Genomic DNA, 20,853 nt, shown 5'->3' with positions numbered 1-20,853 from the left:
GAGGTGGAGGACATGACATGGCCTTTTGAAAATGACACCAGTGCCGTTACCCGCAGGTTATCAAATGCCCGTATTGGACAGAACCGTTTCAGGAACCGTCTGATTGGGATCATTATCTTTATGGCTGCGGCCATTATGGCATTTGTTTCTTCTTATGCTTTTAACATTACAAATGAATATGCGGCATCGACTGCATATCAGGGGATTTTCCAGAACCTTTCAAAGGAGAATATCTCTTTGCTGAAAGAAGATTCCCGTATCCAAAATATGGGCATATACCAGTCTGTCGGTATGACAGAGCAGAAGAACGGCATCACAATGGGTATGGTATGTTCTGATGAAACAACTATGCAGCTCTCCAACATCACACTGGTGGAAGGATGTATGCCTCAGGCGGCGGATGAACTGCTTGTGGAAAGGGGATATATAGAAACCCTGAACCTGAAAGCGGGGATTGGTGACACAATATCCCTTCATTACCGTAATCAGGAAAGCCGCCAGTTAGAAACAAAAGATTTCCGGATTACAGGTTTTATTCAGACAACCGCTGAGAATGACAGAGACAGGGTTGCGTATAACGCGATTGTCTCACAGGATTTTGTGCGAGAAAACCCTGCCCTTTCTGCCGGGCCTGCAGCAGCAATGATTTCTGTCCGTGATACTGCCAAATATACAAATCAGGAACTGAAAGACCTGGTACGGACGATTGGCCTGGACTGCGGAATATCTGCAGACAATATTCAGGTAAATAATTTATACATCGACAGTAATAACATGTCAAAAGAGACGGTACTGACGGTTTTGCTCGTTGGGCTGGTCTTAATTGGTGTATGTTTCCTGGTCGTCTACAATATATTTTATATTTCCGTGATAAATTATGTAACTTCCTTTGGACAACTGCGCACAATTGGCACTACAAAGAAGCAGATCAAACAGATTATTTCAAGGGAGGGAAATTATCTTGCACTTCATTTTATTCCATTTGGGTGTATTGCAGGTGGAATGCTGTCCTTTCTGATAGACCGGAGCGCTTTTTTGCTGCTTCCTGATATTATAACTTCGTTTTTGTCAGGAATCGTTGTATTTGTCTGTGTAAGGCTGTCTATTTTGAAACCGGCGAGGATTGCCATGTCAGTTTCACCTGTGGAAGCATTCCGTTATAGCGGTTATAGCGGAACAAAAAAGAGGAAGAAGAGTGGGAAGCGCCTTACACCGTTTTCACTTGCAGCAATGAACCTGTCCCGTAACAGGAAGAAAAGCATATTGACCTTTGCTTCACTGGTCTTGAGCGGAATGCTGTTTGTAGGCATTTCTTCCCTGCTGACTTCCCTTGATCCTGAACAAAGGGCAAAGCAGAGCTTTCCTTATGGGGGAAGCTATGTGGTAGAACTGAACCGGGCGCTGGTCACGCCTACGTTTTCCCTTACGCAGCTGCAGGAAGACAATCTTCTGACAGATGAATTGGAAAGTCATATCTTGTCGATTGAAGGGGTAGATGAAATCATCCGCCAGCAGGAAATATGTGTCAGGATAGATGGAATGGAAACAGCAATCCGAAGTATGAACAGAGAAGATTATAAAGAATTAAAGGACAGAGTAATGGCAGGGGAGCTGCCGGATTGTGACCATACAGGGGAAAACTCCCTTATCATTAACATGGGAAGCCCGGAATTGGAATATCTGCATAAGAACTATGATGTGGGCGATACCGTCACTTTTTCACAGACAGGAGATATTCCGCAAAGCAGCCTTACTTATACAGTATCTGCTGTTATTTTTGACAGAGACAGCGCTGCCAGCTTTATCCTTCCGGAGGGTGAAATGAAACGGATGGTCCCCTATAATGCAAACAGTGCGTTTGTGATTCGGACAAAGACAGACAGTCATGCTGAGATTGAGAGCGAATTACATTCAATGGTTTTGGCAAGCGATACTTTGCGCCTGAAGACATTAAAAGATATGACAATGCAATATAAAAGTGTTTTCAGCACAATTTCCATTGCGGCATATGCACTCTTAGCGGTTATTGTTATGTTCAGTATCATCAACCTGGTCAATACCAGTATGACAAATATCATTTCCAGAAGGAAGGAAATGGGATTGTTCCGGGCAGTTGCTTTAGGCAACAGACAGCTGTATCATATGATAGGCTTTGAAAATGCATTTCAAACGCTTGGCAGTTTTGCCGCCTCCCTTATCTGCGGTCTGGGAATTGGAAAAGCAATTTGCTCTGCTGTGGGGAACGTGCCCGGATTTAGCTTTGTAAATTACACTTTCCCTGCTGTACCGGTTCTCTTATATGTTTTATTGGTTTTTATGCTTCAATTAGCACTTACAAAATGGGCTGGCCGGTATTGCAGAAAAAATAGTGTCGTAGAGCAGCTTCGTGTGACGGAATAGGAGGTGGAGGGCATGACATGGCCTTTTGAAAATGATACCGGCGCTATTGTGAAAAAACTTGCAAAGCGCAGCCTGGCAAGCGAAAAGCGCCGGAACCTGATGGTGGTAATTGCTGTGGCCCTGGCGGCGTTCCTGGTCTGCCTGTCAGCGGTCATATCCGTTTCGATTGCGCAGATCCAGCGTAATCAGGTGGCCGACACCTATGAGGCGGTCTTCACCGGCGTGGAGGCGGACCATGTGGCGGCGCTGAAAGACCTTCCGGAGCTTGCCCGCGTGGGTGAATACTATTTACTGGGGCAGGAGCATTCGGGGCAGGGATACAACGCCTCCTATGTGTACTGCGACAGTGACATGGTGTATATTGCCCGCAGCCAGATGGAGCTGGTAAAAGGAGAACTCCCGACAAAGGCGAATGAAGTCGCGGTCAGCGAATATTTTCTCTCCGCTTACGGTTCCAATGCCAAAATCGGTGAGACGGTTCGGTTGGATACCGAGAGTTTTCATGGCGACTATACCGTGACCGGAATCCTGTCTAATGTGGGGGAAAAGGAAGCGAATCTATGCGCCATTGCCGTTTCCAAAGCGGCCTTGACGCAATGGGCCGGATTTGACCCTGCAGGATACCGTGCCTATGTGCATTTCAAAAATGACAGGCAGTTTGACCAGGAGGCCATGGCTGCCCACTGCCGGGAGATTGCCGCACAGTTTGGCTCTGCGCATGTAGGTATGAACAGCAATTATTTTGCTTCTAATTCAAAGTCTATTGACTTTGTAACCATTTTCGGTATATCCGCCCTCGTGCTTGCCGGCGGATATGTAGTTATCCAGAGTATTTTCCGTATTTCTGTGAACGACAAAATACAAAGCTATGGACAGCTCCGTACCATCGGCGCAACACCCAGACAGATCCGGCGCATCGTGAAAAAGGAGAGCGGTCGGCTGGGCGGCATTGGGATCCTGATCGGCATCCTGCTGGGCGTGGGCGGCGGCCTGCTCCTGTTCCCAAAAGGTTTTCACGGGGGTTATTACGGGGCAGCTGTGCTTTTGACCGTGGTGGTCTGCTGGTTCATGGTAGCGTCTTCCGTTCACAGACCGGTCAAAATAGCGGCCAACATTTCACCGATGGAGGCAATGCGTTTTTTGGCAGGTCAGGAAAAGGTACACAACAGAAAGAAACACCGGAAACTTAGTCCCGTATCCATGGGATTGGCAAATTTTGGGCGTGACCACAAAAAGTCAGTGAGTATTGCAGTGTCCCTAAGCCTGGGCGGGATCCTTCTTCTGGTGGTGTCTTCCATGGTCCTGACCCGGTCACCGGAGCAGGCTGCAAGGCTGTTTTTCCCGGACGGGGATATAAAGATATATCTGTCTTCCGAGCAGCCGGAGGAAGAGATTATGGCTGCAGGCAATCCGCTGGATGAAAACTTAAGGCAGGAGATCCTTTCTGTGGACGGGGTGACGGATGTGCTGGCCACTCGCCAGTCTCTGCACGCAAAATTCAGGGCTTCCGAAAGTGCCGAAGCCGGTATGTGCGACATGCTGACGGACTCAAACCACATGGATATAGAAGCTGCGCTGGTATCCGGCGCCATGCCGGCGGATACCCACAGCATCCTTTTGAGTACGGGTTATCAAAAGCACCATGCCGATATGGATGTTGGGGCCACTATTGAGCTGACCCTTGGACAGAAAACCGTGACAGTTACCATATCCGGACTGTTCGATGCGTCGAAGGCAGCAAACGGACATGGTGCGCTTGCCATGGATTCGGCAGCCCTGTTCGCACCAGAGGAGTTGTTTCATGAGATACATCCTGAAATCGAAAGCTTTGACTACTCCTGGAGCATTGTGAATAATCCCGGAAAAGCAGAGTTTGTGGAAAGCAGGCTTAAGGAGTTGATATCCGGCCGCAGCAATCTTGGAATGGATACGATAGACGCACATATCGAATATGAGAAAATGCAGAGCAGCATTATTTTTGGAAGCCTGCAGGCCCTTTCCTGGCTGATCTTCCTGTTTGGTGTCGTCAATCTGATCAATACGACGCTTTCCAACCAGATGTCCCGGAAGCGGGAGAACAGTATCCTGCGCTCCGTTGGCCTTACCGGGAAGCAGCTATGCCGGATGAATATCATTGAGGGGATGTGCTATGCATTTTTTGCGGCGCTTACAGTCCTGATCCTGGGGCTGCCGCTTTCCGTAGCAGTCTGTGCGGAAGTAAGTAAAAAATCCTTTGCCGGTACAGTTGTCCCATATCAGTTCCCATTCCTGCAAATGGGGCTGTTCCTCCTTGTGCTGTTTGGTATGGAGGTAGTCCTGTCCGTCTGGATGGTTCGCAGGCAGAAAAAGCAATCTCTGATAGATCAGATTCGGGCGATGGAGTGATTCCGATGGAGGGATTGATCGGTTTTCATTCAGCATTTTACAGCAACAGAGAAACATTTCACAGCAATCAAATTGTTTTGGCGTTTCCGACAGGCTATAATAAAATGTCTGTCTATGGCAGCGGCAAAAGTTTATCTTTTGCTGCTGGCGATATCATGAGCGCAAGTGAGTCAACATGCTTGCATGATTGACGAACGGCGAATGTCGATCATGAACCGAAGGTTCATGATATAATGACGAGGAGGTGGCGCATTGATCCGTATTGCAATCTGTGATGATGAAAAACATATGTCTGAGCATATAAGGTCAATGGTCTCTGATTTCTTTCGTAAAAAGAACCGGGAGATCAGCCTCCGTATGTTTTCCAGCGGCGAAGAGCTGCTGAACTACAATGGGCAGATCGACATCCTGTTTCTGGATATCCAGATGAAGGACATGGACGGCATGGAGACGGCAAGGAGGCTCAGGGCGGATAAGTTCCGGGGCTTTTTAGTCTTTATTACGGTACTGAAAGAGATGGTATTCCAGTCTTTTGAGGTGCAGGCCTACGATTATCTGGTCAAGCCGGTGGATAAAAAACAGTTTGAAAAGACGATGGAGCGCCTTTACGCTTCCATGCGAAACGCCAGCGAAGACATCCTGCTGGTACAAAAGGGATATGAGGGGCGCATCATCCCAAAGGATGAGATTGTCTTCTGTGAGATTATAGACCGGAAAATATATCTGAACCTGGCTTCCGGCGAGGTTGTTGATTATTATGAACGGATTGAAAACCTGGAAACAAAGCTGGATAGCTGTTTTTACCGGTGCCACAGGAGCTATCTTATTAATCTGAAACATTTAAAAGGCTATAAAAACGGGACGGCCTGTATGGATAATGGCAAAGAGATTCCCGTATCACGGCTGCGGAGCAAGGAGTTCTCCGGCGTTGTTCTGCAGTATATGAAAAACATTTGAGATCTGTAATTGTTTCCCACGAATTGCGCATTTGCTGCGCAATTCGTGGGAAAGCGTACAGACTGCAGGAGCAATCCCCATTACCGGAGACAATTGTTATGGGATTGCGGAATATCTGTGAAGGAACGGAACAGATATGCAGAGTTTTTACATGCGGGGCAGGTAATATGGTCGAGTATTTAGATTTTTTCAATATATATGTGATAGGCCTCATTGAGGGGACCTTTCAGTTTTATTTCCTGGCAAAAATCCTGAAAAAGAAACTTTTGCCCCCGTTTTATTTCCTGTTTGGAGTATGTGCGGTGATTGTCACCCGCTTTCTTTCAGTTGGCACGGTGACGGGCTTCGTGGTGATGGTATTTCTTCTTACGATATGTGGGATCCTGGTCTGTCATGCGGATTTTAAGTCTTCCCTTCTGTATGCAACCCTGACAACTGAAATCATGCTGCTCTGCTATGGGATTGTGAAATCTCTGATAGGTCTGTTATACGCATGGATGCCGGATTTTTACTATCATACAGCGGGCATCGCGGCCATGTTGATCAGTGAGGCCGCATCTTTTTTGCTGACAGGGTTTTGTTATTATATGGTATATCGCTATTTTTCCGATTATACCGCCTCGGAGATGCAGCAAATGTTTCTGATTTTCATCCCGATTCTGTCAATATTTATTACGAGCCAGTACACTAACATGATTGCATTTGATTTCCAGTATCTGGTCATAGATGAGGACGAATCTTTCAATTATTTGTTCAGTCACTGGCAGCTGCTTGCTATGCATCTTCTGGGACTTTTAAGCCTGTTCTGTATTCTTTTCTCTTATAAGAAGCTGCAGCAGAATTTCCGTCTCAGCACTGAAATTTCACTGCTGGAACAGGAAGAACATTCCCTGAACCAGTATGTGGAGGAAGCGAAGACACGTTACGATGAAACAAAGTCGTTCCGCCATGACATCAGGAACCACATCGCAGTGGTGAAAAATCTTCTGCAGAGCGGGAAACTGGAGGAAGCGGTAAGCTATATGGAAGATATGGATGATATGGCGGAAAAAATGTCATTCCCCTGCAGCACCAATAATCCGGTAGTGGATATTTTGGTGGGAAACAAGCTGGGGATTGCCAAAAGCATGGGGATCGATGTGGACTGTTCCCTCCTTCTGCCATATCCCTGCAGCCTTAAGGACATTGATATTTGCATTATTCTGTCAAATGCACTGGACAATGCGATTCAGGCAGTAAAAAGGCTGGATGCCGGTATGGAAAAATATATCCATGTGTCCGGACGTATCCAGGGAGATTTCCTTATGATGGAAATAGAAAACAGCTTCCATGGGAAAGGCGCGTTCAAAAAAGGGACAGGCCTGTCAAACGTAAAGAAGGTGGCTGAAAAATATGGCGGTGCCATGAGTATAGAGACACAGGAGAATAAATTTGTCCTCCATGTGCTGCTGATCATTTCACAGCACCCACAAGGTATCCCACAGCAAATGGAGTAACACGTTACTTTCTACAGCCGAAAAAAGAAAAAGGAAGCTGTCTGTAAGGGCGACTGCCTGACAATATTAAATTGGAGGAGGAAGGCAAATGTGAAACATTTCTATTAATGCCTTCCGACGAATTGCCGCCGAACCAGAGGTGAGGGGGCGTTACCATTGAAAGGAGGAACATGCTTATGGCAATGCAGGTGAATGGAAACTATGAACATTCCAGAACCGACTACGCAGAAAGGGTGAAGGAAAAACAGGATGCCGAGAGGGCGGAAAAAGCAAAGGAGGCAGAGAAGGCTGCAGAAGAGAAAAAATCCGGCAGGCTGTCCGAACCACAGGATGAATACATCAGCAGTGAAAAGTCGGGAAAAAAGCCTACGGGACTGTACCGGGTAGGCCAGGACGAGAACGGCAACCGGAGAATCTTTTTTGATGACCCGAAAGCTGACCATGCAGATGGAAAGGATGACCGTTCCGGGGAAGGCGAAGATGGAAAAGGGCCGAAGGTAAGCGGGGACAGCCAGGGAAAGCCGGCGGAGAAATGTGTCACGAATACGGATAAGGTTGACAGGGAAATCAAGAAGCTGAAAGAGAAAAAGCAACAGTTGGAACAGCAGATTCAGTCAGCTTCCGGAGATGAAGCGCCCTTCGGGCATCCCTCTATGCCAGGGTCTGCCCCATCGGAAGCGAGGATATCCGGCAATAATAAGGAAAACAAAATCCGGGAACTGGAGAAAAAGCTGGCGCAGGTAGAAAATGAGTTAAGCCGGAAAGACAATGATACCTACAGGCGGCAGAATGCTTCTGTATCAGAATAAAAGAGATTCAGATTTTTAGTGTGGTATCAATACCGGGAGATGGTGGCAAATGCGCACTGTTTCCCGGTATTTTTGAAATGGCAGCATCATTCATGACAATACATTACAATAAAATCTTCTTTTAGATTTTATTGTAGAAGACTCGCGAAGCGTGGATTCTATTGTATGAATTTCCTAAAAAGGATGGTGGCAGGAAGAACTCAAAGGAGGGACTTTTTATGCATACCAAAACAATGGAAGGCCTTGCAGGGGCAAGTATGAATATGAAGTTACTGAATACGCCTTTCCGCGTCTATAAAGACGCAGAGCGGAGAGGCGATACAGCCGTTATGGAGCGGGCAATGGGATATGTCGGCGAATTTGCAGATAAAGCGGAGGACTATCAGAAGAAAGCCGAAAAAGGAATGGAGGAGGATGCAAAGGAGGCAGGAGAAAAAGCGAAGACAGAACAGGAAAATGCCATCCAGAAACGCAGGGAACAACGTGAGGAGATGGAAAAGAGGATAGCGGAAAGCCGGAATGGGGATACGGATACCGTCAGCATCAGCGAAAATGGGAAGGCCACATTGGACGGGAAGACTGATTCTGTTCAGCCTGGTGCAGACAACGGCATATCTGCAGAGGAAACAGTGGATGCTATTAGGATGGAACCTGTAATCTATAGTAAATCCGGTGAGAAGGCTGAGTCCGAACCCGGTGCCAATTTCTCTGTTTCTGTATAGAAACTGTTGCTTTAATGCCGCATGCAAAATAATCAAATGAATGATAATATTTTAGTAGTAGGATTAAGGGAGAAACTATCATATGCACAACAAAAGTTTTAAAGTATAAATATAAAGAGAAATCGGAATTTCTGTAAGATTTTCGCACTGCAAGGAGAAATTGTGATGGTTTGGCTCTGTATATGGACAGTAATTGTTTCTGTTGGTTTGGGAATGACCTATTACCAATGCAGAAATATTCTGTTTACTACTATGATACATGCAACCTTTAATATCTGCTATTCGGCACCAGTGCAATATAATGTTGTTATATTGGCAATTGTAATTTCTGTTGGCACTCTGTTATATAAAAAATCAGCAAAAAAAGTTTTTTGATTGACAAATTCATATTTGACAGGAAGTCTCATATGAAAAAGAAATTGGTGCAGATGGAGGTAGCTATATATGGAAAGAAACATAAAATGCAAACCAACTAATTTATGCATGATAATCTTCATGCTTTGCCTGTCTGTAAGGTTTGTGGAATACTTTCTAATTGAAACAGACAAAACAGCTATTGGAGAAAATGTGTTTCATAAAGTCATTGGAATTATCTTTTTGGCGCTGGCACTGAAAAAGATAAATCTTACATGGCGTGATATTGGATTTCAAAGAAACAGTTTTGTAAGCGGTATTTTGAAAGGCTTGTTATTGGGAAGCGTGTGCTTTGCCGTTTCTTTTGGATTGGAATTGGCAATTTTAGCCCTGCAGGGCAATTCCGCACATTTGGAAATCTATATCAGCAGTTTTTCGTTAACCGGCTCTCAAATAAATCATACGGATTTTGTTTTCTTTCTGTTATGCGTATTATTCAATGTTATCAATGTATGGATGGAGGAGGGGGTTTTTCGCGGTCTGTTTCTTAAAACGCTCTCTGAAACAAAGTCCTTTATGAAAGCAAATTATATTGCCGCATTCTTGTTTGGTGTCTGGCACATTGTAATGCCCATCAGAAGCTATATAAATAGCGAAATGTCATTTGTGGCAATGCTTCTAATGGGGATTGGATACATGATCCTTGCCGGGATTATGGGAATCAAATGGGGGCTTCTTTACCGCATGACAGGAAATTTATGGGCAGGGCTTGGAGACCATTTATTCAATAATACCGTTGCTGCAAACATGCTGCATGTCGTTTCGATAACTGGCGCGGACGAATTACAAATCGTCCGTATTTTGGCTGCACAGATTATTTCTTTCGTTTTTGTGTTGATGGTTTATTATTACAAGAACAGAAACGGAAACTGATAATTAAAATTTACTAATACGAGGAGATTTGAATGATGAAAAGGAATTTATCACTGAGTTAAATAAAACGATAAATTTTTGATTGTAGAACGAGGAGGAGAAATTCAATGGACGATTTAAAAGAATTAGGGAAACTGATGAAAGAACACCCTGTCATGATTGTTGTAACATTAGCGGCGATGGTTGTAGGCGGTGGTTTTGGGGCAGTTGCGTTTTACCAGGGGTGGTTAGGATGAAGGAAGCAGCAAACAGGGGAAAAGGAAAAACGCTCCTGATTTCAGCCGGCATAGAAATCATGCTGATTATCTGCATTATAGCAGCGAATCTAAATCAAACGCCCATACTATATTTTATTTTTTACAATCTCCTGTATGGGCTGGTATTCAGCCTTTTGATTCCGCTGCACTGTTTGTATAAGGAAAATGGAGTATCAGTTTCCGGTAGCGTGTTGACAGAAGTCGGTTTCAAAAAGCCGGGCATACGGCAATGGGTTGTTTTGGTTGCCTTTGTGGTATTTTCCGTTGGAGGACAGCTTATCCCAAAGATGGCTGTCGGTGAGCAGATCCCCTGGCACTTGCTGCCTATGGGAATTGTGCCGCTGATTATGACCACGTTTTTTGAGGAATTTTTATTCCGCGGATTTGTGCAGAGCCGGATCGACCGGCAATTTGGATGGGTACCGGCAATTCTGGTTTCCGGGGCAATGTTCTCCCTTTATCATTTGGGCTATCCAGGATTCCGCACTTGGGAGGACATTCTTCTGCTGTTTGCAGTAGGGGTCGGATTTGCGGCTGCATACAAGCTATCTGGTAATAACCTGATTGTATCCTTCTTCGTGAACCTGCCGAATGCTTTTGTTACTTACATATTGAAATATGAGCAGTTCCCCGTTATGCGTGCCAGTTCCACCATAGCGGCGGCTGTCGCACTGGTGTTGATTGGGCTGATTCTTTTATTATATCGAAATGTAGATCAAAGGAGGCAATAGAATATGGAACTTGTAAAACTGACACACGAAAATATTGATCAGGAGCACATTTGCTGTGCGATCTCCAATAACAAGGATATTCAGGTCATGTCCAAGAAGAACTGGCTGAAAGACAGGCTGGACGAGGGGCTTGTATTCCTAAAAGGCAATGTCCGGGGGAAATGCTTCATTGAGTATATCCCTGCGGAATACGCATGGGCGCCCGTCGAGGCGGAGGGCTACATGTACATTGACTGTCTGTGGGTATCCGGGCAGTTCAAGGGGCATGGATACTCGAACTTACTGCTGGATGCATGTATCAAGGACAGTAAAGAGAAAGGGAAAAAGGGTCTTGTGATCCTGTCCTCCAAAAAGAAAATGGGGTTCCTCTCTGACCCAAAGTATATGGGGTATAAAGGCTTTCGGACAGCGGATACAGCGGAGCCTTATTTTGAGCTGATGTATCTGCCCTTTGAGGAGGGTGCATCACTTCCCCGCTTCCGGGACAGCGTGGGCAGGCAGAAAGATATGCCGGAAGGATTTGTATTGTATTACACAAACCAATGCCCTTTTACGGCGAAGTATGTACCAATACTGGAGGAGATGGCAAAGGCCAGGAACGCGGTATTTCAATCTGTACATATTCAGACCAAAGAGGATGCGCAAAGGTGTCCCTCGCCCTTTACAACCTTTTCCCTTTTCTATGACGGGCAGTTTGTGACACATGAAATTCTGTCGGAAAAGAAATTTGATAAAATCTTAACAGATAAAGGAGTGTGAAAAATGCTTCAATTAGTCAGACCAACAGAAGCGATGAAAGAACAGGCCATAGAATTCAGACAGGAATTTTTTGATCATGGGGAATTCGTCATCAACGGAAGTGAATTATTTGATAAAACGGATGATTACACAGAATGGTGCAGATCCATAGACGCAAATACGAAAGAAGAGAGCGTTAATCCGAATTGGGTTATAACGGACACATTCTTTGCTGTCGATGATGATAGAATTGTGGGAATCATTGATTTCAGGCATACGCTGAACGATTTCCTGAAGGATCTCGGCCATTGCGGTTACAGCGTCCGTCCGTCAGAAAGAAGAAAAGGCTTTGCTACGGAAATGCTGCGTCAGTTATTGGAGGTTGCCCAAAAGACCGGGATGAACGAACTGTATCTTTCTGTGGAGAGGAAGAATGGACCTTCGGTTAAAACAATCATCCGGAATGGCGGAGTCTATGAGCGCAGCTTTGAAATTGATGGAGAACAGGCGGATATATACAGGATCGCCCTGTCGGAATAGCCATACTGGTACAACTGATACGACAGAGCCGCAAGCTGCCTGGGGAGAAAAATGATAGGATTAAAAAGAGGAAGCGTAGAGCTTTCATCCCATCAGAAGGAATGGGATAAAAATGCTAAAAATGTAATTTTGGAATTGAAGAAACTTTTCGGAAATGCCGCTGTTGATATCCAGCATGTCGGAAGCACTGCGATTGCTTCCATCTATGCAAAACCAATTATTGACATCGTGATTGGCCTCCGTGATTTGAATGATATTTCACTTTATATGCAACTGTTGGAAGAACACGGTTTTATTTTTCGCTGGGAAGATGTTGCCGGGCAAATGCTATTTGTAATGGGTGATTTTGCAAAAGATACGCGCACACATCATATCCATGCAGTCAAATGGGATGGGACAGAATGGAAAAACTATATCAATTTTCGGGATTATCTGAATTGCCATCCTGATAAAGCAATGAGATACGATGCCTGTAAGAAAAAACTGGCGTTACAATTTCCGGATGACCGAAAAAGCTATACGGAAGGCAAGCAGGAATGCATAGAATGCCTGCTGAAAGAAGCATATATATGGAGACAGCAGCAGGATACATAGAGAACACAAAGAGACGATGAAGGAGGTAAAAAACAATGCGTCATATTTATATTCGGGGAAGTCTGGGATTGATCTGGCTGGTTGCAGCCATTGTATGCGGGGTATCCGGTAACTTCCCGATGATGGGGCTTTACATAGTTTTAGCAGGCGCCTTCCTGTATTCCGCATATACCATATGGAAAAAAGAAAAGAACGACAAAGGGGGAAGATAAGATGGGAGAAGTGCTCCTGGCTGTGAAAAGCTTAAGTGCATGGTACAGTAACGAGAAAATGATACTTTCGGGGTTTTCTTTTTCTCTGGCGGAGCATGAAGTGGCAGGCCTGATCGGGCTGAACGGGGCCGGAAAAACCACATTTTTGAAGGTACTTTCCGGACTGCTCCCTACCTTCCGTTCAGAGGGTATCTGCTTTGGCGGCTCCCCTGTGGACTTCCGGGATCGGGATTTTAAGCTCTGCCGCTATACGGTGTTTGCCGAGGACAATTCTTTTTCGTATTTTACTTTCCGGGAATACCTGGCTTATGTATGCGCCGCCTATGGGAAAGAGGTGCCGGATGTATCGGAGCTGATACAGGGCTTTCACTTTGAAGAATATACAGATACCCTGTTACGGGAACTGTCAACCGGGAACCGGAAAAAGGCATTCCTGATCACGGCTTTTGCCCTGAAACCCAGACTGCTCCTCCTGGACGAGCCGGTCAATGGTCTGGATTTCCAGAGCACGGAATATCTGTACCAGCAGATTTTGGGGTATAAGGAGCATGGAACTGTGCTGTTTTCCTCCCACATTCTGGAGAGCATCACGATGACCTCTGACCGGGTATTTGTCCTGGAGGACGGTAAGATCCGGCAGACCTTTGAAAGCGGGCAGATAGGTGCCGCGGATATCCGGGAGGCACTGCATGATGAAAATGACAGGTAAAGCCTTTGCCAAAAAACTGTTTGGGGCAAGATACGAGCGGCTGCCCAGGACACTTTTGATGGATGTGATCGTATTTTGGGGGCTGTATACCGCAGGCTTTCAGGTGCAGATTGCGGCATCTGTGCGGATCCTGATGATAAACGCCTTTACCGCAGGCGTAATGTGGCAGGCCCTAACTTCTAAAGATAACGCTGTGGAGCTTAAGACTATGCTGATGCTGCCGCAGCAGCCCAAAGAATTTGTCTTCTCCTATGTGGCGGTGCTGGGAGGCTATACGGTTCTTACAAAGACAGGGCTGCTTCTGGCGGTCCTGCTGGCTGTTTCTGCATGGAAGCCCATAGAGATGATAGGAATGGTCATCAGTATGCTTCATGCGGTCCTTATGGCTGCTGCAGCCTATTGCTTAAGAAAATATTGGTATGCGGGTGGGCTTTGGGCCGCTGCCATAATGTCCGCCATTCTGTTTTTAGGAAGCAGACCATGGTTTGGACTGTTGCCGCTTGCGAATAGTTTCGTTGCTATTCTGATTTTGTGGAAGGCAGATGGATACGTTTTTTATCGGAAGGAGAGTGAGAAAAGCCATGTTATTAAGCAACGGAAGAGGGGTTCCTTATGGCGGTATTTTTTCCGGTATCTGAGCTGCCATAAGAATTATCTGCTCAATACTGCTGTGATGTGGTGCGTAGCCCTGGTACTGCCCTATTTTTTTAGCGAAATGGCTGGTCTGTCCGTGATTCCGGTGGGTTTTGCGATTCTATCCTTAAATACGCCCATCTGTATCCTGCTGTCCTGCGACCGTGACCTGGAGCAGGCAGTCCGTTTCCTGCCTGGACAGAAACGGCGCTTTTGCATCCCATACTGCCTGTTTATTTTTTCCTGTAATATGGCTGCAGATGCGATATTCCTCTGTAGCTGGCAGATACAAAACGGCGGCATCACTGTCCTGGTGATTGCCGGGGCTGTTTTCTTTGCTCTGCAAAGTGCAGTGCTGTCTGTGCTGTTGGAGTGGTTTTATCCCATCCGGGGCTGGAAAATTGAAAGCGACCTGTGGCATCATCCTCGGAAATATGTGGTTCCGGTGGTAATGCTGCTGCTTGCGGGGGCAGTCTCTTCCTGTCCAGTGCTGCTGCCTGTGCTGTTGGGTTTGCTGGCTGTAGAAATCATAGTTTACTTTTTATATTTTAAAGGCATTCCATAATACATGCTCATGTGGGGCTGGCAGATTTCGTCCGTTAAGGTTTTAAGTAGGAGGTAAATGAAATTGGAAGTATTGAGAGCAGAGAACATTTCAAAAATATATTGCTAAAATGCGGTGTCATTGCAGGCATTGCACGATGTATCGGTGACGATTCAAAAAGGTGAATTTGTCGCTGTACTGGGGAGAAGCGGTTTGGGAAAATCAACGCTTTTGAATATTCTTGCCGGTCTGGACAGACCTTCAAAGGGAAAGGTTTACATTGACGGTACGGATATTTTTAATCTGAGCGAAGAAAAAAGGACGCTTCTTCGGCGGGAAAAAATAGGATTTGTATTCCAGGCATATGAATTATTGCACTCACTGACTGTCACTGAAAATATTCGGCTGCCGGAACTGGAATCAGATACGGATTATGTGAGGGAGCTTCTTGATGCGCTGGAAATCAGGAAATATGAAAAATGTTATCCGGATCAATTATCGGGCGGCGAACAGCAGAGAACGGCCATTGCAAGGACGCTCATCAACCATCCGCCTATTCTCTTCGCCGATGAACCCACCGGAAATCTTGACTCCAAGACGGAGAGGATTGTAATAGACCTGCTGAAAAAGCTGGCAGCAAAGTATGAAACCAGTATCCTGATTGTTACACATAATGAAGATCTGGTAAAAGATGCAGACCGTGTGATTCGTTTAGAGGATGGTGAAATTGTTAATGGATAGAAAGAAAATCTTATCTGTAGTGAGAGGGTATCTTTTAAAAGAGAAAAGAAATACCGTCCTGACAGGTCTGTTCCTCTGTTTTATCACGGTATTTCTTCTGATTGGGAACCAGCTTTTTGCAAATGTCCAGATGGCAAACAGATTGAATGCACAAGCCCTGGAGGGACGGCAGGAAGCATTTATGAAAATATAGCGGGAGGGGATATTCCTTCCATATCGGATTCTGTTTTTCAGGAAATGAAAGCAACTCCAGGCATCAGGCAGATGCAGGATTATGAGATCAATTACGACAGGGGAATCTTTCTATGTGAGGAAAGGAAAAAATTAAACGCAGACAGCGGGAATTATGAGTCGATGCTCGCTATGGAACAGGAGATAGACGGAAAGAAACAATGCTTATACAATCTGGTTTTGGCGACCACGGATCATATAAAGGCGCTGGTGCCGTCCTATGATGAAGAAAGGGATGGCCCTGTTGCAATCATGGAAGCGGAGCTGGCAAAGACATTGAACCTGGAGGCCGGGGACATGTTTACCATTTATGATGAGCAATTGATTATAAACGGCTCGAAAAACGGATGTAAGTCTGCCTGTGTAAAGCTTTTGGATGCCCAGAATATTATATTGTCGGAAAATCATATAGGAGGAAATCTGCTGATTGTGGACAGGGGAACGGCTGGGCTTTTCCCAGGAGCGCTATACCGGCAGGTTGTCAATGTGTGGACCGAGGAGGGTGGGGAGGCAATAGCTGCATCCAGTTTGGAGCGTATTTCAGACACGAACGGATATTCCTTCCACAATGCCGGACAGCAAATACAGAAGTACGTTGATTCCGATCACTGCCAGAAGGTGATGCATTGGTTTTTTATCATCATCCTTGCGGTGATTGGCCTTTTGGTCTGTTTCAATACTGTATTTACGAACCTGCTGAACAGGAGAAATGATTTTAAGATCATGTATAAAATCGGCATCCGGAAAAAGGAGATGTATTGGATGGTAATGAAAGAGGGTTTGTGTCAGGGCGGCATGGCAGCAGGAGTTACGGCGATTGTCCAGGCTGTTTTGAGTGCGGGCAGGCAGGAACCATTTTTCAGGATATTCGCGGTAACAGATACGGGTGTGGTGACAGCATGGGTATTATTCCCGGTTTTTATACTTTGGTATATGTTTCATAAGAAAATGGCGGTTTCTTAATAGGTTGGAGGGAAGGCATTGTGAAAATCTTATTGGTGGAAGATGATATGGAAATCAGCGCCATGTTAAAAAGCTTTTTGATGACAGAAAATTATGAAGTCATTGCTGTATCAGATGGGGAAAGCGCCTGTGAGAAGTTCTTTTCCGATGATTTTGGTCTCGTTTTGCTTGATCTGATGATATCAAAAAGGAATGGTATGGAGGTCATGGGGAAAATCAGGGAATCCAGTACGGTTCCCATTATTATCATATCGGCAAAAGATACGGATTCTGACAAAACCCTGGGACTTGGGCTGGGGGCAGATGATTATATTACAAAACCATTTTCCGTGACGGAAGTGCTGGCGCGCATAAAAGCCAATATCAGAAGGACCACCCAGTATGCTTCTGGAACTTCCATGCAGCAGCCTGTTCTTATAAAAGGCGCCCTGACAATGGATCTGAATGCTTACTCTGTGAAAAAAGATGGCAAAGAGATCGAACTTACGGCAAAAGAGTTTGGGATCCTGAAATTACTGTTACAGAATCCAAAGAAGGTATACACAAAGGAACAGATATATTCCCTTGTCTGGAACGATGCATACCTGGGGGACGAAAATGCCGTGAATGTCCATATCAGCAGGCTGAGGACGAAGATAGAGGACGATCCCCATAATCCCGGATATGTCGTTACAGTCTGGGGGATTGGGTATAAGGCAGGAGATTTGTGACATGAGCGGCCAGACAATTTACTTTTTCCTTATTTTTGCGCCGTCTTTTGCGCATATAGGGATACCCGTAGGGTGTTTCCTTTTGATTGTGCTCGCTGTTCTGGCCCTTGTCGGCCTGTATCAGCGGTTCGCTTTCAGGAGAGGAATCCAGACCAGATTAATGCAGATCAGCCGGAAGTTAGAAGAGATTTCTGACTCTGACGTGGAAATGATATCTATCACGAAACATACGGAATCATTGGAGGATTATTTCCTGAAACTGACAGAGGAGGTGGAAAAATCATGCGAAAGCTGATGAAACTGGAATGGAAGAAAAACAATATCGGGAAGTATATCCGTATCGCAGTTATCCTGACGGCGCTCCTGTGCCTGTTCACGTTTGCCCTTGCTTTTCTGGGAATTGCAGATGATCCGGATGGGACGCTGGATGCCGCACCAGGGATGGATACCATTTCCTCCCCCATCGAATTGTTTACAGGCATGGCTTTTCTCATTTTTGCAAGTGTCATGCTTGCATCCTTTATTGTGAGCGCTTACAAAAATAAAACCATGAACCTGATGTTTACTTATCCGGTGAAACGCCAGAAAATACTGGCATCCCAGATGATGGCGGTGAAATCATCGAAAGCGGCCATTATTACTTCATTTTTGCTGATATTTCTTACGCAGGCAAATGTGGGTGATTTTACTATGGCAGATAACGCAGTATTTCCCCTTGTCCTGACGGCTGTATCTTTCGGGTTTGCCGTATTGTCAATCTGCAATGTGGAAAACAAAGATGTATTGTAATTATTCAGAACCAAAGGAGTAGTATGAGCAGAGTATTAGTGATTGAAGATGATGAGATACTGAATGGAGGACTGTGTTATAACCTGCAGAAAAGGGGGATCACCCCTTTTTCTGCTTACACCTTAGAAGAGGCAAAGGGACTTCTTTTAAAGGAAGCGTATGATCTAATCGTGCTGGATGTGAATCTGCCGGACGGCAGCGGATTTGAGTTTGCGCAGGATACTGCCGCTCTTTATGAGATACCGTTTATTTTCCTGACGGCTCATAATCTGGAGGATGAGATTATCGGCGGTTATCACATGGGCGCGGAGGATTATATTACGAAGCCCTTCCGGATTCAGATTGCCATGGAGAAGATACAGGCGGTTCTTAGAAGGTGTGGGGGAAGGCATGAGGAATCCTGTTATTCGTGCGGCAATCTTGACATTGATTTTGAAAAAAGGATTGTCAGGAAAAGCGGGGAACTGTTAGAGCTTACGCCGACAGAATTTGACCTTCTTCAGTTTTTCTGTAAGAACCGGAGAAAGATACTGACGAAGGATATCCTTCTGGAAAATATATGGGACAGCAGAAGGCGCTTTGTCAGCGAACATACGCTGTCTTTAAATATCAGCCGTCTGCGGAATAAAATAGCTGACGATAAGTTTGATTATATCAAGAATATTTATGGAATGGGATACCGGTGGGTCGGAGCAGGGGAGGCAGGAGTATGAAAGCACTGATGATTCTGCTTCTTTTTTGTGTTTTGAATCTCGGATATTATCTGTATTTCCGAAGAAAATTTGTGATGTTCTCCGAAGAAATACTTTGGAATACCAGACGTATCATGGGGAATGGAAAGGGTCAGTCTTTGTTCCGGGAATACAATAGGGAAACGCTTGCTTCCAAGGTGGTTATGGAGATCGAGAAGACGGAAGAGATACTCAGGAACCGGGCGCTGGAGAGCAAACAGGAGAAGGAGAAGCTGCAAAAGACGATTTCTGAAATTGCCCATCAGATAAAGACGCCTCTGTCGAATATCTGCATGTATCATGATATGCTTTCGGATCCGGATATTTCTTTCGATGAGGCAGAGAAGTTCAAAGAAATTATAGGGCGGCAGCTTGAGAAGTTGGAATTTCTGATTGATTCGCTGATTAAGTCTTCCCGTTTGGAGAGCGATATGATTAAGCTGAATATGGGAAATGTTAGTATTTTTCATGTTTTGGAGCTGGCTGTGAATGATGTTGTCCATAAGGCAGAAAGAAAAAAGATGGAACTGTCTATCCGGTGCGGGCAGGATATGACTGCGGTCTGTGATGTGAAGTGGACGGCGGAGGCAATCGGCAATATTCTGGATAATGCGGTGAAATATACGCCGGAGGGAGGGAATATTTCTATTGACGTCAGTCCGGGAGAGATGTACACAAAAATCCGGGTTCAGGATACGGGAAGGGGAATTGCTTCCGGACATTATAATGATATATTCAAACGGTTTTACAGGGAAAGCCCGGTTTCTGGAGAAGAAGGGCTTGGCCTTGGCCTGTATATTGCCAGAAATATTATTATGCTTCAGGGAGGATATATAATGGTGCATTCTGTGCCGGGGCGGGGTTCCTGCTTTTCCGTATTCCTTCCGCGGCAGGCTTGAAATTGTTTCGGTTTTGATAATATTTCTTCGTCATTTGAAACAGGATTGATAGAATCTCCTTTTAGAATATAACTATAATCAGGAAGGAGAGATGAGGCATGGATATATTACAGACAAAGGATCTTACGAAGTATTATGGGGAAGAGACCCTGGTTGTGAAGGCTTTGGATGGGATTACCCTTCAGATCGAACAGGGAAGTTTTACAGCGATTGTGGGAACGTCCGGTTCCGGGAAGAGCACGCTGCTTCATATGCTGGGGGGCCTGGATACGCCTACAGGGGGAAGCGTTGTGGTAGATGGGCAGAGCCTGGGCAAAATGAGCCGGAGCGAGCTGACGATTTTCCGCAGAAGAAAGATCGGATTTATTTTTCAGAATTATAATCTGATTCCGAATCTGACCATTTATGATAACATCGTTCTTCCGATAGAGCTGGACGGACGAAGTGTGGACCGACAGTATTTGGATAAAATTGTATCTGTACTTGGACTGGAAGGGAAATTAGAGAGAAAGCCCAATAAGCTTTCCGGCGGCCAGCAGCAGAGGGCGGCCATTGCCCGGGCGCTGATTACCAAGCCGGCGCTGATACTGGCCGACGAGCCTACAGGCAATCTGGACAGCCGTACAAGCCAGGAAGTTGTGGGGCTTTTGCAGGCGACGGGAAGGAAGTTTCATCAGACCATTGTGATGATTACGCATAATGATGAGAACGCTCAGATTGCGGACCGTACAATCCGGATTGAAGACGGGCGGATTACGGAAGGAAGGTGGTAAGG

25 protein-coding genes are annotated in these 20,853 nt (G+C 45.5%); all 25 read left to right on the top strand.

Going from position 1 to position 20,853, the window contains the following annotated elements:
- The first annotated feature begins 12 nt into the window (after window positions 1-12).
- The 25 genes from C805_RS19350 (at window position 13) to C805_RS19240 (ending at window position 20,851) form a co-directional block, all read left to right on the top strand.
- Complete coding sequence (locus C805_RS19350) at window positions 13-2,400, top strand: ABC transporter permease (RefSeq protein ID WP_016215674.1); 2,388 nt, start codon at window positions 13-15, stop codon at window positions 2,398-2,400.
- A 12-nt stretch (window positions 2,401-2,412) separates the two neighbouring features.
- Complete coding sequence (locus C805_RS19345; protein ID WP_016215673.1) at window positions 2,413-4,785, top strand: ABC transporter permease; 2,373 nt, start codon at window positions 2,413-2,415, stop codon at window positions 4,783-4,785.
- A gap of 5 nt (window positions 4,786-4,790) precedes the next feature.
- Complete coding sequence (locus tag C805_RS26515) at window positions 4,791-4,976, top strand: hypothetical protein (protein ID WP_155957654.1); 186 nt, start codon at window positions 4,791-4,793, stop codon at window positions 4,974-4,976.
- A gap of 61 nt (window positions 4,977-5,037) precedes the next feature.
- Window positions 5,038-5,742, top strand: coding sequence for a LytR/AlgR family response regulator transcription factor (locus C805_RS19340; RefSeq protein WP_016215672.1), 705 nt, complete (start codon window positions 5,038-5,040; stop codon window positions 5,740-5,742).
- Window positions 5,743-5,909: 167 nt separating this feature from the next.
- Window positions 5,910-7,238 (top strand): sensor histidine kinase, encoded by a 1,329-nt coding sequence (locus C805_RS19335; protein ID WP_031201493.1) that lies wholly within the window; start codon window positions 5,910-5,912, stop codon window positions 7,236-7,238.
- Window positions 7,239-7,414: 176 nt separating this feature from the next.
- Window positions 7,415-8,047: a hypothetical protein gene (locus C805_RS19330; protein WP_016215670.1), complete on the top strand. Its 633-nt coding sequence runs from the start codon at window positions 7,415-7,417 to the stop codon at window positions 8,045-8,047.
- Window positions 8,048-8,265: 218 nt separating this feature from the next.
- Window positions 8,266-8,769 (top strand): hypothetical protein, encoded by a 504-nt coding sequence (locus C805_RS19325; RefSeq protein WP_016215669.1) that lies wholly within the window; start codon window positions 8,266-8,268, stop codon window positions 8,767-8,769.
- Window positions 8,770-9,213: 444 nt separating this feature from the next.
- The gene (locus C805_RS19315; RefSeq protein ID WP_016215667.1) at window positions 9,214-10,056 is read left to right on the top strand and encodes a CPBP family intramembrane glutamic endopeptidase; all 843 of its coding nucleotides are present in this window, start codon (window positions 9,214-9,216) and stop codon (window positions 10,054-10,056) included.
- 107 nt (window positions 10,057-10,163) lie between these two features.
- A complete protein-coding gene (locus C805_RS27365) occupies window positions 10,164-10,292 on the top strand; it encodes a hypothetical protein (protein WP_016215666.1) in 129 nt (42 codons plus the stop codon).
- A 59-nt stretch (window positions 10,293-10,351) separates the two neighbouring features.
- Window positions 10,352-11,044, top strand: coding sequence for a CPBP family intramembrane glutamic endopeptidase (locus C805_RS19310; RefSeq protein ID WP_031201490.1), 693 nt, complete (start codon window positions 10,352-10,354; stop codon window positions 11,042-11,044).
- A gap of 3 nt (window positions 11,045-11,047) precedes the next feature.
- The gene (locus C805_RS19305; protein WP_004062206.1) at window positions 11,048-11,803 is read left to right on the top strand and encodes an N-acetyltransferase; all 756 of its coding nucleotides are present in this window, start codon (window positions 11,048-11,050) and stop codon (window positions 11,801-11,803) included.
- 3 nt (window positions 11,804-11,806) lie between these two features.
- Window positions 11,807-12,322, top strand: a complete 516-nt coding sequence (locus C805_RS19300; RefSeq protein ID WP_016215664.1) for a GNAT family N-acetyltransferase — start codon at window positions 11,807-11,809, stop codon at window positions 12,320-12,322.
- A 51-nt stretch (window positions 12,323-12,373) separates the two neighbouring features.
- Entirely contained in the window at window positions 12,374-12,916 is a 543-nt protein-coding gene (locus C805_RS19295) for a GrpB family protein (RefSeq protein ID WP_016215663.1), read from the top strand.
- A 35-nt stretch (window positions 12,917-12,951) separates the two neighbouring features.
- On the top strand, window positions 12,952-13,128 hold the full coding sequence (locus C805_RS26800; RefSeq protein WP_004062219.1) for a hypothetical protein: 177 nt from the start codon (window positions 12,952-12,954) through the stop codon (window positions 13,126-13,128).
- Between the two features lies 1 nt (window position 13,129).
- On the top strand, window positions 13,130-13,837 hold the full coding sequence (locus C805_RS19290) for an ATP-binding cassette domain-containing protein (protein ID WP_016215662.1): 708 nt from the start codon (window positions 13,130-13,132) through the stop codon (window positions 13,835-13,837).
- Window positions 13,818-15,035, top strand: coding sequence for a phage tail tape measure protein (locus tag C805_RS19285; RefSeq protein WP_016215661.1), 1,218 nt, complete (start codon window positions 13,818-13,820; stop codon window positions 15,033-15,035). The genes C805_RS19290 and C805_RS19285 overlap by 20 nt, the downstream gene beginning before the upstream one ends.
- 114 nt (window positions 15,036-15,149) lie before the next feature.
- A complete protein-coding gene (locus tag C805_RS19280; RefSeq protein ID WP_242832701.1) occupies window positions 15,150-15,755 on the top strand; it encodes an ABC transporter ATP-binding protein in 606 nt (201 codons plus the stop codon).
- Complete coding sequence (locus tag C805_RS19275) at window positions 15,748-15,948, top strand: hypothetical protein (protein WP_004062226.1); 201 nt, start codon at window positions 15,748-15,750, stop codon at window positions 15,946-15,948. Before C805_RS19280 ends, C805_RS19275 begins: the two co-directional genes overlap by 8 nt.
- A 44-nt stretch (window positions 15,949-15,992) precedes the next feature.
- On the top strand, window positions 15,993-16,949 hold the full coding sequence (locus C805_RS19270; RefSeq protein WP_022751308.1) for an FtsX-like permease family protein: 957 nt from the start codon (window positions 15,993-15,995) through the stop codon (window positions 16,947-16,949).
- 20 nt (window positions 16,950-16,969) lie between these two features.
- Window positions 16,970-17,659 (top strand): response regulator transcription factor, encoded by a 690-nt coding sequence (locus tag C805_RS19265; RefSeq protein ID WP_016215657.1) that lies wholly within the window; start codon window positions 16,970-16,972, stop codon window positions 17,657-17,659.
- Between the two features lies 1 nt (window position 17,660).
- Complete coding sequence (locus C805_RS19260) at window positions 17,661-17,954, top strand: hypothetical protein (RefSeq protein ID WP_016215656.1); 294 nt, start codon at window positions 17,661-17,663, stop codon at window positions 17,952-17,954.
- Entirely contained in the window at window positions 17,942-18,448 is a 507-nt protein-coding gene (locus tag C805_RS19255; protein WP_016215655.1) for an ABC transporter permease, read from the top strand. The genes C805_RS19260 and C805_RS19255 overlap by 13 nt, the downstream gene beginning before the upstream one ends.
- A 23-nt stretch (window positions 18,449-18,471) precedes the next feature.
- Window positions 18,472-19,161: a response regulator transcription factor gene (locus tag C805_RS19250; RefSeq protein WP_016215654.1), complete on the top strand. Its 690-nt coding sequence runs from the start codon at window positions 18,472-18,474 to the stop codon at window positions 19,159-19,161.
- On the top strand, window positions 19,158-20,078 hold the full coding sequence (locus tag C805_RS19245) for a sensor histidine kinase (protein WP_016215653.1): 921 nt from the start codon (window positions 19,158-19,160) through the stop codon (window positions 20,076-20,078). The genes C805_RS19250 and C805_RS19245 overlap by 4 nt, the downstream gene beginning before the upstream one ends.
- A 98-nt stretch (window positions 20,079-20,176) precedes the next feature.
- The gene (locus C805_RS19240) at window positions 20,177-20,851 is read left to right on the top strand and encodes an ABC transporter ATP-binding protein (protein WP_016215652.1); all 675 of its coding nucleotides are present in this window, start codon (window positions 20,177-20,179) and stop codon (window positions 20,849-20,851) included.
- Window positions 20,852-20,853 lie beyond the last annotated feature (2 nt).

The sequence above is a fragment of the Eubacterium sp. 14-2 genome, from assembly GCF_000403845.2.
Taxonomy (GTDB): domain Bacteria; phylum Bacillota; class Clostridia; order Lachnospirales; family Lachnospiraceae; genus Petralouisia.
The sequence above is the reverse complement of the archived record's forward strand: the minus strand, read 5'-3'. Positions and strand labels throughout refer to the sequence as shown.